This is a genomic window from Klebsiella sp. w6 (assembly GCF_033100215.1).
Taxonomy (GTDB): Bacteria; Pseudomonadota; Gammaproteobacteria; order Enterobacterales; family Enterobacteriaceae; genus Klebsiella; species Klebsiella variicola.
The window spans coordinates 4,447,050-4,460,188 of the sequence record NZ_CP136907.1; the positions used below are offsets into that span (position 1 = coordinate 4,447,050).

8 protein-coding genes, 1 tRNA gene and 2 pseudogenes are annotated in these 13,139 nt (G+C 51.3%); 8 read left to right on the top strand and 3 right to left on the bottom strand.

Features of this window, described 5'->3' with window-relative positions:
- Positions 1–12: 12 nt before the first annotated feature.
- The gene (phoE, locus tag R0140_RS21855; protein WP_008805307.1) at positions 13–1,065 is read right to left on the bottom strand and encodes a phosphoporin PhoE; all 1,053 of its coding nucleotides are present in this window, start codon (positions 1,063–1,065) and stop codon (positions 13–15) included.
- 289 nt (positions 1,066–1,354) lie between these two features.
- Here phoE and proB point away from each other — a divergent pair, with 289 nt between their 5' ends.
- The 6 genes and pseudogenes from proB to R0140_RS21885 all read left to right on the top strand — a co-directional run bounded on the left by proB (position 1,355) and on the right by R0140_RS21885 (position 7,210).
- Complete coding sequence (gene proB, locus R0140_RS21860; RefSeq protein WP_008805306.1) at positions 1,355–2,458, top strand: glutamate 5-kinase; 1,104 nt, start codon at positions 1,355–1,357, stop codon at positions 2,456–2,458.
- Between the two features lie 10 nt (positions 2,459–2,468).
- Positions 2,469–3,722, top strand: a complete 1,254-nt coding sequence (gene proA / locus R0140_RS21865; protein WP_008805305.1) for a glutamate-5-semialdehyde dehydrogenase — start codon at positions 2,469–2,471, stop codon at positions 3,720–3,722.
- Positions 3,723–3,835: 113 nt separating this feature from the next.
- Positions 3,836–3,911 (top strand) — tRNA-Thr (locus R0140_RS21870).
- A 177-nt stretch (positions 3,912–4,088) separates the two neighbouring features.
- Positions 4,089–5,255: pseudogene (locus tag R0140_RS21875) on the top strand (tyrosine-type recombinase/integrase).
- On the top strand, positions 5,245–6,558 hold the full coding sequence (locus tag R0140_RS21880) for an AAA family ATPase (protein WP_071582556.1): 1,314 nt from the start codon (positions 5,245–5,247) through the stop codon (positions 6,556–6,558). Before R0140_RS21875 ends, R0140_RS21880 begins: the two are co-directional and overlap by 11 nt.
- Before the next feature lies 1 nt (position 6,559).
- Complete coding sequence (locus R0140_RS21885) at positions 6,560–7,210, top strand: HNH endonuclease (protein WP_023297102.1); 651 nt, start codon at positions 6,560–6,562, stop codon at positions 7,208–7,210.
- A gap of 213 nt (positions 7,211–7,423) precedes the next feature.
- Here R0140_RS21885 and R0140_RS21890 read toward each other — a convergent pair.
- A pseudogene (locus R0140_RS21890) lies at positions 7,424–7,856 on the bottom strand (phage polarity suppression protein); the annotation flags it as partial.
- Between the two features lie 273 nt (positions 7,857–8,129).
- A complete protein-coding gene (locus R0140_RS21895) occupies positions 8,130–10,895 on the bottom strand; it encodes a LuxR C-terminal-related transcriptional regulator (RefSeq protein ID WP_317703895.1) in 2,766 nt (921 codons plus the stop codon).
- Between the two features lie 251 nt (positions 10,896–11,146).
- Between R0140_RS21895 and R0140_RS21900 the strand changes: the two genes are divergently transcribed.
- Together R0140_RS21900 and R0140_RS21905 are read left to right on the top strand one after the other, a co-directional pair.
- Positions 11,147–12,106, top strand: a complete 960-nt coding sequence (locus R0140_RS21900; protein WP_002889884.1) for a thiamine pyrophosphate-dependent dehydrogenase E1 component subunit alpha — start codon at positions 11,147–11,149, stop codon at positions 12,104–12,106.
- Between the two features lie 11 nt (positions 12,107–12,117).
- On the top strand, positions 12,118–13,137 hold the full coding sequence (locus R0140_RS21905; protein WP_002889881.1) for an alpha-ketoacid dehydrogenase subunit beta: 1,020 nt from the start codon (positions 12,118–12,120) through the stop codon (positions 13,135–13,137).
- Positions 13,138–13,139 lie beyond the last annotated feature (2 nt).

Consider the following 13,139-nt stretch of genomic DNA (forward strand, 5'->3'; position numbering starts at 1 on the left):
TTCTGCGGTTAATCAGAACTGGTAAGTCATACCCAGCGCGACGATGTCGTCATCGTTGATACCGAGTTTGTTATCGCTTTTCAACTGGTTGATTTTGTAATCCACGAAGGCGTTCATGTTTTTGTTGAAGTAGTAGGTCAGGCCCACGTCAATGTAGTTAACCAGATCTTCACTCCCCACCCCTTCGATATCCTTCCCTTTCGACAGCACATAGCCGAGGGACGGACGCAGACCGAAGTCGAACTGATACTGCGCCACCGCTTCAAAGTTCTGCGCTTTGTTGGCAAAACCGCCGCTGATCGGGGTCATCTTGCGGGTTTCAGAGTACATGGTCGCCAGGTAGATATTGTTGGCGTCATATTTCAGGCCGGTCGCCCAGGCTTCCGCTTTCGAACCCTGGCCGCGGGCCAGCAGATTCTGATCGTTGGTACGGTCGGAGCTGGTGTAGGCCGCGCTGACGGCGAAGTCGCTGCCGCCGAAATCATAGCTTAATGAGGTACCAACGCCGTCGCCGTTCTGTTTCTTCGCTTCACGGCCTTCGTTTTTACCCTGGTACTGCAGGGTCATATCCAGGCCATCCACCAGACCGAAGAAATCGGTATTGCGGTAGGTCGCCAGGCCGCTGGCGCGTTTGGTCATAAAGTTATCGGTCTGGGCAGAGGAATCGCCGCCGAATTCCGGGAACATATCGGTCCAGGCTTCCACGTCGTACAGGGCGCCAAGGTTACGACCGTAATCGAAGGAGCCGTAGTTCTTCAGCTTCACCCCGGCGAATGCCAGACGGGTTTTCTGGCTCGAGTCGCTCTCGGTTTTGTTGCCCGAGAATTCAGATTCCCAACGGCCATAGCCGGTCAGGTCGTCGTTAATCTGCGTTTCGCCTTTAATACCGAAACGCACGTAAGTCTGATCGCCATCTTTGCTGTCATAATCGCTGAAGTAGTGCATGGCTTTGATCTTGCCGTACACATCCAGTTTGTTCGCGTTCTTGTTATAAACTTCCGCTGCCTGCGTCGCTGTTGAAGCCACAAAGCCCATCATCATTAATGCCAGAGTACTCTTTTTCATTATTCAGTCCTGGTGATTTATTTATACGCGCTATTCAATTGCGGGCGCTCGCCCATCAAAAACAGGAGGTTTTTTAACGCCGGAAGATTAAATATTTATGACAAGGTGGAACTTTTTATAAAAAAGAGTATTTAAATGTATCTGACATATTTTTGTCACATCCCCTCTCCAGAATGCCCGATCCCGCGCAATAAAATGGCGCGCCCGCCGCCCCGGGTGTTGGCAAGCGGGCCGACTCCTGCTACAACATCAGCTCGATATCGATATTCCTTTTGAACGGCAGAGAATCATGAGTGAAAGCCAGACGCTGGTGGTAAAACTGGGCACCAGTGTTTTAACAGGCGGGTCCCGCCGCCTGAACCGCGCCCATATCGTTGAGCTCGTGCGCCAGTGCGCACAGCTGCACGCCATGGGACACCGTATTGTCATCGTGACCTCCGGGGCCATTGCCGCCGGGCGCGAGCACCTTGGTTACCCGGAACTGCCCGCCACCATCGCCTCCAAGCAGCTGCTGGCGGCGGTGGGACAAAGCCGTCTGATCCAGCTGTGGGAACAGCTGTTTTCTATCTATGGCATTCACGTTGGCCAGATGCTGCTGACCCGCGCCGACATGGAAGACAGAGAACGGTTCCTCAACGCCCGCGACACTCTGCGCGCGCTGCTGGATAACAGCATCGTCCCGGTCATTAACGAAAACGACGCCGTCGCCACCGCGGAAATCAAAGTGGGCGATAACGACAATCTCTCCGCGCTGGCCGCGATCCTCGCCGGGGCGGATAAGCTGCTGCTGTTAACCGACCAGCCAGGCCTGTTCACCGCCGACCCGCGTAGCAACCCGCAGGCGGAGCTGATTAAAGACGTCTACGGCATCGACGACGCGCTGCGCGCCATCGCCGGCGACAGCGTCTCCGGACTCGGCACCGGCGGCATGGGCACCAAGCTGCAGGCCGCGGACGTCGCCTGCCGCGCGGGGATTGATACCATTATCGCCGCTGGCAACCGCCCGGACGTCATCGGCCATGCGATGGAAGGCCTGCCAGTAGGCACCTGCTTCCACGCTCAGGAGTCTCCGCTAGAGAACCGTAAGCGCTGGATCTTCGGCGCCCCGCCGGCCGGTGAACTGACCGTCGATGCGGGCGCGACTCAGGCGATCCTCGAAAGAGGCAGCTCGCTGTTGCCAAAAGGCATCAAAATCGTCAGCGGCAACTTCTCCCGCGGCGAAGTGATCCGCATCCGCAATAGCGAAGGACGCGATATCGCTCACGGCGTTAGCCGCTACAACAGCGATGCGCTGCGCCTTATCGCCGGCCAGCACTCGCAGCAAATCGATGCCATTCTGGGCTACGAATACGGCCCGGTGGCCGTCCACCGCGATGATATGATCATCCGTTAAGGAGCTGAAAATGCTGGAACAAATGGGCATTGCCGCCAAAGCGGCCTCCTGGCAGCTGGCGTTACTCTCCAGCCGGGAAAAGAACCAGGTACTGGAAAAGATCGCCGATTATCTGGAAGCGCAGACCGACGATATTCTGCGCGCCAACGCGGAAGATTTAGCCGAAGCTCGCGCCAATGGCCTGAGTGAAGCGATGCTTGATCGCCTCGCGCTGACCCCGGCGCGTCTGAGCGGCATCGCCAACGATGTGCGCCAGGTGTGCAATCTGGCCGATCCGGTCGGCCAGGTGATCGACGGTGGGCTGCTGGACAGCGGTCTGCGTATTGAACGTCGCCGCGTCCCGCTGGGGGTGATTGGCGTGATTTATGAAGCGCGACCCAACGTGACGGTCGACGTCGCCTCCCTGTGTCTGAAAACCGGCAACGCAGCGATCCTGCGCGGCGGGAAAGAGACCTGGCGCACCAACGCCGCCACGGTGAAGGTGATCCAGCAAGCGCTGCAGGAGTGCGGTCTGCCGGCCGCCGCGGTACAGGCTATTGAGAGCCCGGATCGCGCGCTGGTGGGCGAAATGCTGAAGATGGATAAATACATCGATATGCTGATCCCCCGCGGCGGCGCGGGCCTGCACAAGCTGTGCCGTGAGCAGTCAACGATCCCGGTGATCACCGGCGGGATTGGCGTATGCCATATCTTCGTTGATGAAACCGCCGAGATCGCCCCTGCGCTGAAGATCATCGTCAATGCCAAGACCCAGCGGCCGAGCACCTGCAATACCGTGGAAACGCTGCTGGTGCACCGTAACATCGCCGACACCTTCCTGCCGGCGTTGAGCAAGCAGATGGCCGAGAGCGGCGTCACCCTGCATGCCGCCCCTTCCGCCCTCCCCGCGCTGCAGAACGGCCCGGCGAAGGTCGAGCCGGTGAAAGCGGAGCAGTACGACGACGAGTATCTGTCGCTGGATCTGAACGTCAAAGTGGTGGCCGATATGGATGAGGCTATCGCCCATATTCGGGAACATGGCACCCAGCACTCCGACGCCATCCTGACCCGCACCCTGCGTAACGCCAACCGCTTTATCAATGAAGTGGACTCTTCCGCCGTCTACGTGAACGCCTCCACGCGCTTCACCGACGGCGGCCAGTTCGGCCTCGGCGCGGAGGTGGCGGTCAGTACCCAGAAGCTGCACGCCCGCGGCCCGATGGGGCTGGAAGCGTTAACCACCTATAAGTGGATTGGTTTCGGCGACGATACCATTCGTGCGTAAATGAGAACGGGCGATGCAAAAATAGGCAGTTGATTCCACTCGCTATTGACGCATCGCCCGCTAAGTTCTAACCTTTTGCCTCGTGATTCACGCTCGTGAACACCTCTTGCAGGGCCGATATAGCTCAGTTGGTAGAGCAGCGCATTCGTAATGCGAAGGTCGTAGGTTCGACTCCTATTATCGGCACCATTTCAACTTCCCCCAACGTCCGAATTTATCCATAACTACCCTGATTTATAAAGATTTTACTGCTCTTCAGTCCATCGCCGCCCGTAATTTTCTAGTAAATCATATACTTAATGTATTTAGGATTGTGTATATGTCTTTGTTCGGTCCTGGATTCCTATACACACGCCTTTCAATGATATGCAGATTCGCTGCACTAAGCTTGTAGCTAAAGCCTATACGCTTGGATATGGGCAAGGGCTGTCATTGCTTATAGAACCTAATAGAAGCAAAAGCTGGCGGTTCCGCTATCGCTATGTCGGTAAGCCCAAAATGATCTCGCCTGGTGTGTATCCGACAATCAACCTTGCCGATGCTCGCTCTCGTCGCGATGATGCCCGAAAACTGGTCGCCGAAGGAAAGAACCCGAGTGAAGTACGAAAAGAGCAGAAGGTCGCTTTGCAAACGGAATCCGAAAGTGCGTTCGAAAAGATAGCTTGAGAGTGGCATCATATGAAGTCCGCCAAATGGTCGGCAGGATATGCGTCAGATATCATGGAAGCGTTTCAGAACGACATTTTCCCGTATGTGGGGACAAGACCCATCGGTGAAATAAAACCGCTAGAACTGCTTAATGTGCTGCGTAAAATTAAAAAACGAGGGGCGTCAGAGAAGATGTGCAAAGTGCGATAGCGTTGTTCAGAAATGTTTCGTTATGCCATAGCTACTGGGAGAGCTGAATTTAATCCTGCAGCAGTTCTCTCTAGCGCCCTCGAAGTACATCAATCCAATCATTTTCCGTTCCTAAACGCTGATGAGCTACCTGATTTTCTGCGTGCTTTAGATAGCTACACAGGTAGTCGGCTTGTCCAGATTGCTACAAAATTACTGATGATCACGGGTTTAATAACCATTGAATTACGTGCAGCATTATGGCAAGAATTTGATCTGGATTACGTAATTTGGGAAATTCCTACTGAAAGGATGAAAATGCGCAAGTCACATCTTGTGCCATTGTCGACTCAGGCGTTAGATTTACTCAATGAACTGAAGATCATGACTGGGGACTATCGTTATGTTTTTCCGGGGCGGAACGATCCGAACAAGCCTATGAGTGAGGCAAGTATTAATCAGGTTATCAAGCGTGTTGGTTATGGCGGAAAAGTCACTGGGCATGGATTTAGACATACTTTATCAACTATTTTACATGAGCAAGGTTTTAATTCGGTATGGATAGAAATTCAACTTGCCCATGTTGATAAAAACTCTATACATGGCATATATAATAATGCGAATTACTTAGAAAATAGAAATGTTATGCTCCAATGGTACTCAGATTTTATTTTAGGTGAAAAACATGACGTTTAGGATTTTAAATATTTTACAAGATGGCAAGTGGCTTCCTATGATTAATTACATTAATGACTTGGAGAATGTTTTCACTGTCATTACTGGAAGGAATTCGAGCGGTAAAAGTCGTTTGCTAAGTAAGGCTATAAATGCCGCTATTTTCAAAGAGGAAAATTTGCATGTTAAATTTTCAGGTTGGTATTCTGATAGACCAGAAAGAGCAATTGCAATATCGACCGGGAAATTTGATAGATTTCCAACTATTACTCATGCAGATAAAAATAAAAATTTCATTGGGAATTATTCTTATCATGGAGTCAAAAACTCAGAAAATCCGTTCAATGAAATTGTTAAGAATTTTTTATTAACAACATTAGATAAGAATAATGAGGAAACAAATAGAGTAAGGAGTTTAGATTACCTCCTCAAATACTTAGGTTTTGGATCAGATATAAAGGTGTCATTATCCTTAAATATTAATACGGGGTTGATAAAAGAGCGTAGGTATGAAGATTTTGCTAAGGACATGCTAAAAAGGACTTTGAGGAAAAACATATCCGTATCAGAAAAATATCAAAAGTTATTCAATAATAACATGTGGGTATCTTTTGCTCATGAAGTAAGGGGGAGATTAAATGACCTTGATCTTGGCTATGACGCTAAGAAAATAACCATACAACTCAATTACAACGAACTTAAATTTGAGAGTTTCTCTAAGTTAGATAGCATTCACTTCTTATTGGACTGGGATATACTTCAGGTAAGTGAAATTTCCTTCAATGGCTTAACAGAGAAAAAAAGGCTAGGGTTGTCAACTTTTAGTTCTGGCCAGCAATGTATGTTGCTTATCATCTTAGGTATCCTGAGTAGCATTCAAAATAACTCCCTTATTTGTATAGATGAACCTGAGATTAGTTTACATCCAGAGTGGCAGTTAGAATTTATTAAACTTCTCCAAGATGTATTTTCATCATTTAGTGGGTGTCATTTTTTAATAGCAACTCACTCCCCACAGATAGTGTCTGGATTAAGGGACAAAAATGGTTATATACTTTCTCTAGAAGATAAGCAGTTATTTCAACATGATTCTTTTATGAAATCAGCTGATTTTCAATTGGCGGAAGTTTTTCAGTCACCTGGCTTTAAAAATGAATATCTTATTAGGACTTTGTTAGTAATTATCTCAAAAGTGTCGAAAAACGATGAGTTAAACTCTACGGATTTAAAGAACTTAGCATTGGCAAACAGCCTCAAAGAGCATCTTGATGAGAGAGACCCTGTAATGTATCTCATTAAACAAGCGAATGCGTTGGTTGGTTGATATGAAAAAAATCATTCCGCAGGGTAAATATAAAAAAATGTTCGAGGATTATGATCGAAAGGATCATAGCATATGGAATGCTACTAAAGGTGATATAGTTGAGGTTCGAAAAACCATAAGGGAATTCTATTTGAAAGAGCAAGGGTACAAATGTGCTTATTGTAGAATGGAAAAAAAAGAGTCTCATGGTTACACTTGGGATATCGAGCATGTTTTGCCAAAAGCATCGTATCCAGAATATCTCCTAGAGCCAGAAAATCTAGCGATTGCTTGTCGAGAGTGTAATAATCCTAAAGATAATCACGAAATGTTATCTCATCCAAAATTTCGTACAAAAGATTATCCTAATGATAAGGAATGCTTCAAAATTATCCACCCTCATTTTGATAAGTATTCTGACAACATGGAAGTGGCAATCTTAGAGGGTAAGAGAATTTATTTCCCTTTAAATCAAGATAAAGGTAAGTATACATTTATATCATGTGATTTATTCAGATTTTCATATAAGTTTGCTGAGTGGGAATCTTTTGATAAAGCGGCAATATTAAGTTTTAGTGAATTCTTAGATAACTGTCCAACCGATGCAACACCTGATGAAATTAAACGTATGCTTGGACATATAAAGTTTAACCTGAAAAATCTTGATTTTTAGTTGCTGCATTATCTGCGCGCAATGCTCTCCCCGCCACGCCTGCCCGCTTAAGGGACTACTTTTAATGCAGGTGCAAAGGTGGCTTCTGCCCGCGTCGCAACTGGCGCAGGCAGGGAGTGCAGGGGCGGGAAAACGCATGCAAAACCATGCACCTTATGGATGCATGGCTTAATTCGGGAAAAATGACGGGATTTACGGGGATTTTTTGACAGGCTACTGCGCGGCCAATCCGGCGCGTCGGCGGGCGTAAATCATGTTCTGTGCAGGGGTGAAATTTTTCACGATTATCACCCCGCGACGGCGCGTCAGGCCTGTATCCGATGGTCGTTAAAATATCGCTGTCCTGTGCAGAATAATTAATGTCATTTCCTGCGCTCAGCCAGACGGAAAGAGCTTCGCGGAGATATGCCATTGAACGGTCAAGCGCGCGGTTTTTTATCATCGCGGGCTGGTTTTTAATCCCCATCAGCTCCGGTGCCAGTGCGGCGGCCAGCTCTGCGCCGTTCTGCTGCATAAAATCATGCAGTCGGTTACGGATGCTGATGCACTGTACTTCCTCATGTGAGCGGATATAGCCACCGGCGGCCTGATTAATCTCCCATTTTTTTATATCGATGAGCTCATGCAGCGTCTGTAAGCGGCGGGTGATGTCCTCCCGGAAAGCAGTACCACTCTACATCAAGATAAAAGCCTCTCTGGGTTTACACCAGGGTCGCTTTCCCCGGAGACCGATGCACTTAAATTCCATGCTCTTATCGCTGAGCCAAGGCATCAAAACTACCATCACGGTCAGTGATAAAAGCTCCCGCGGGCTCATAAGTATCTCGATTATCCATGGCTCATAGCCCCGTAACGTAAGCGGCGATGAGCAATGCCGTCTTAATAATATTTTGCGCCCAGGCCCTCCCTGTTCAAACCGTTAATCTAGTAATTTCATCTCCAGCGCCCGGCTCATCGCTTGAGTGCGGCTATTCACTTTAAGCTTCGCGTAGATGTTTTTGATGTGCCATTTGACCGTTTCAGCAGAAATAACGAGGGTGCGAGCAATTTCTTTATTCATCTGACCTTCAGCGATCAGTTGTAATATCTGCAACTCTCGCTCGCTGAGTTCCCCATGAATATCGGGGCTTCCACTATTAAACGGTGTTCCATCTGCAGGCGCGCGCTTGCCGGCCCAGGGTTCATGGACTATCCCTTCCTCAGTACAAGCCGAAGAGGTTTCATTCATACCGGCAAGCAAAGGTTGCAAGGTATCGCCAGCTTCAAGAAAGAGGCCTTTGAGATGCTGTTGTTCAGCCAGCTGCACGACTGGCTGAAATGTCGTGCGCGCAGCGGCAGTTTTGCCACTGTTCCACAAGGCCAATGACCAGAGCGTACGCAGACGCGCTGCGGTTAACCTGTCCCCCCGGTTTTCCTGATCAGGGACCATATCAGCCAGGAGAATACAGGCTTGCGGCGCCTGGCCTCTGGCGAGAAGAAGGCGACAGTGGCTAAGGGATGCAGACAGAGCGATAGCGCGTTGACAGGGATGTTCGGCATCCATTCTGAAGCTGGCGGCCATTTGTTCAAGTTGTCGCTGCAGTTGCTCTGCGCCTGTGACATTGCCGCGCTGCAGCCGCACCCTCACCTGCTCGGCTAACATCATGGCCTGGAGCCGTTGCCAGCCGCGAGACACGGCAAGACGCTGCGCATGCTCCAGCAATCGCTCGGCCTCATACGGCATATCGCCATCCAGGGCCTGACGCGCGAGATAGGTATAGCAACGACTCAGCGCATCGGGTGGACTGAATCGGTCGATGAATTCGAGCCGGTCGGCTAACAGATGCTCGGGCGAGTCGCCACTCTGACATTCATAGGCTATCTCCGCCAGCAGCGGCGCCAGCGTCGCGCCACTGGTCGACTGGGTACCGGTATAACATTCAGCCTGGCGCAACGTTTTCTCTGCGTACCACCCGGCTTTCCCCAGATCGCCCTGACAAAGATGGCACTGGGCAATGATAAAAGCGCGATAAACCGAGACAAACAGATTATCTATAGGACTTTCCGGAGAGGGCATATGCTGTTGAACCTCCAGCGCATCGTGATAGCGCTGGTTAACAACATGGCAATAGCTGAGAATATTGCATATCAGACCATCAACCCAGGTGTCGCCGCAGGGCACTTCGGCCAGCAACGGCTGAACAATAGCCAGACTCTCCGGGATGTTTTCCGCAAAGGCTTCGCAAATTGCCCGCACAACGCGCAATTTACACCAGGTGCTGCGAGTTAAATCCTCACGATGATGAAGTACCATCTGATCGAGGTTATCAAGCAGCTGCCTCGACTCATCAAAGTGGAAATAATGCGCCAGTGCCCAGGCCAGATTAATTTGCAGGTCAATGCGCGAAGGATCGGTGCTGGGCGGTAAATGATGCATCCATGAGATCAGGGTATCGATATCCCCTTCTTCCGCCAGTGACTGAGCGCTTGCGCCGTCCTGTACGGGGCTATGCACCGGCTTGCCTGCGCTGAGCGCATGGCGTACCGCTTCAGACCACAATTTCTGTTCGACGAACCAATGACTGGCTAATTCATGTAGCTGTTTGCGATCAATATCGTTGTTCTGCTGCAGCATGGTCCGAAGATTTTCCTGCAACAGAGGATGGTAGCGGAACCAGTAGCCTTGTTCGTCAAGGGCTGACAAAAAAAGGTTGTGTCGCTCAATCCATGTCAGCATCGCTTTACTATCATCACGTCCTGTCACTGCGTTGCATAATTCGGCATTTAACCGACTGAGGAAGGACGTTTTTACCAGGAAATCGAGAACCTCTTCCGGCAGCGGATCCAGTACCACCTCTTTCAGATAGCGGGCAATGGACCGTGTTCCTCCATGCATATTGCGCAACAGATGCTCGGGATCATGCTGTAATTCTGCGGACAATGAAGCGATCTTCATCCCTGCAATCCAGCCCTCAGTCACGGACTGTAGCCGCTGTGCATGGTGGTTGCTGAGGGGTAGCGCAACCGTGCGGCTAAAATAGTGTTTTGTTTCTTCGAGCGTGAATTGCAGGTCTCGATCATAGATTTCCACCAGTTGGTCCTGGGCCTGCAGCTGGCTCAGCGCAAGATTCGGGTGGAAACGGCTGCCAATGATCAGATGCAAGGCGGCAGGCGCATGCTTGATTAAATACCCCACGGCTTCATAGACCCCACGATCGTTAATCACGTGGAAGTCGTCGATGATCAGGTATACGTCATGCGGGCAATAGTGTAGCTGGTTAATGAGCCCGGCCAGCAGTTGCTCGGAGCTGGAGAGCTTCTGTTCTTCCATGTCACGCCAGAAATCGGCGTCCCAGTCAGCATAGAGTGGACGCAATGCTTGCAGCAGATAAGGAATAAACTGCCATACGTCATCATCATCCTCATCGAGGCTCAGCCAGGCGATACGTTCCCCCTGGGCGACCATCTGCTGATGCCATTGCGCCAACAGCGTGGTTTTGCCAAATCCAGCGCCGGCGCAGACGACGCCCAGCCGGCACTGCTGAACGGGATTGAGAAGCTGAAGAAGCCGGGGGCGCTCCAGCAATTGTATCGAGGAGCGAGGCGGGACGAATTTGGTCAGGATTAACGGCAAGCCTCGCGTCAGCCGCAATGGCCCGGAGACCAGTGAGGGTGATTGGCGACCTTCTAAATCCAATGGCTTCATCCGTGGTGTCTACTCGTTTTGTTTTTTTCAATTGTACGCCAGCCACCGGGATGACATGGGGCAGGCAAACTTTATGGCCACACAAAATTTAGAAAGTTTGACCTCAAGCATGAAAACCCCCACCTACCCCCCCATGAAGGTGGCTTCGCACTCTCTCTAACCGCTCGTAGATTCATTGCATGGGTGTGGCCAGGGTTATTCGCCCTGTCTGTTGGCCCCGCCTGGTGACCTTTATTGAGGAGAATTAAACGATGCTCAGCAAACAGGCGTTATTGCAGGCTTACCGCAAGATGCGGGAGATCAGGACCTTTGAAGAGCGGTTGCATCAGGAAAATACCAGCGGTGATATTCCGGGCTTCATTCACCTTTATACCGGTGAGGAGGCCATCGCGGTGGGGGTCTGCGAAAATTTAACGAGCGCAGATTTCATTGGTTCAACACACCGTGGACATGGCCACTGTATTGCTAAAGGTTGTGACATTCACGGCATGATGGCCGAAATATTCGGTAAGGACAGCGGGTTATGTCGCGGTAAGGGTGGCTCGATGCACATTGCCGATCTGTCGAAAGGAATGCTGGGGGCGAACGCTATCGTTGGGGGGGCCCCTCCACTGGCCATCGGCGCCGCGCTAACGGCAAAAACGCTAAAAACCGGCAACGTCGGGGTCTCTTTTACGGGCGATGGGGGTTCTAATCAGGGCCTGGTCTTTGAAGCCATCAATATGGCCGTCGTGCTCCAGCTTCCAGCCGTCTTTATTTTCGAGAACAACGGTTACGGCGAAGGGACCGGCCATGACTACGCCGTGGGTGGGCGTGATATCGCCCGGCGCGCCGCTGGCTTCGGCCTGCCGGCAGTGACCGTCGATGGCACCGATTTCTTTGCCGTTTATGAGGCAACCTCAGAGGCGGTCAAGCGTGCGCGAGAAGGCGGTGGCCCAAGCGTCATTGAGGCCAAAGCCTTCCGCTGGCATGGTCATTTTGAGGGCGATCCCGCGCTATACCGCGCGGAAGGTGAAGTGCAACGCCTGCGTGAACAACATGATCCGCTGAAGATTTTCACCGCTAAGGTCAAGCAACATATCACCCAGGAAGAACTGGCGGCGATTGACGAGGAAGTAGAAGCCCTGGTCAACGATGCCGTATTGAAGGCCCGCGCCGCTGCCTACCCGGCTCCGGAAGACCTGCTGACAGACGTGTACGTCTCATACTGAGGGTGATAACCATGACAATAAAAACCTATCGTGAAGCGGTCAAGGAAGCCCTGGCTCAGGAAATGGAACGCGATGAACGCGTAGTGCTCATCGGTGAAGACTTGCGTGGCGGTCATGGCGGAAATGCGCCCGAAGAGGCGAAGATTGAAGCCTTTGGCGGTGTGCTGGGTGTCACTAAAGGGCTGTGGACGCAGTTCGGCTCCGATCGGGTGATCGACACGCCCATTACCGAGTCGGCCATTATCGGTATGGCGGCCGGCGCCGCAGCAACGGGGCTGCGGCCAGTCGCGGAATTGATGTTCATGGATTTTTTTGGTGTGAGTCACGATGCACTTTATAACCAGGCGGCTAAGTTCCGCTACATGTTTGGTGGCAAAGCCAGAGCTCCGCTGGTAATGCGAGGGATGATCGGCGCAGGGTTTTCCGCCGCGGCCCAGCATTCACAGTCACCCTATAATATCTTTGCCACCACGCCTGGACTGAAAGTGGTGGTGCCCTCGACGCCTTATGACGTCAAGGGTCTGTTAATCCAGTCCATTCGCGACGACGACCCGGTGGTATTCTGCGAGCATAAAATGCTGTACGACCTCAAGGGCGAGGTACCGGACGAGATCTATACCATCCCGCTAGGTGTAGCCAACTACACTCGCGAAGGAGAGGACGTCACCATCATTGCGTTGTCGGCAATGGTACATAAAGCAAACCAGGTGGCGGACAAACTGGCCAGAGAGGGGATCTCGGTCGAGGTGGTCGACCCGCGAACCATTTCACCGCTGGATGAGGAAGGTATTCTGGAATCGGTGGCTTCCACGGGGCGGGTAGTGATTGTCGACGAATCCGCTGCACGCTTCGGTTTTGCTCATGATGTCGCGGCGCTAATTGCGTCCCAGGCATTCCATTTCCTCAAAGCGCCTGTTCTGCTGGTGACGCCGCCACACACGCCGGTCCCGTTCTCCCCTGCTCTCGAAAAACTCTGGATCCCTGGCGTTGAACGTATCGAAGCCGCCGTCCGTCAAGTGCTGGAGGATTAACC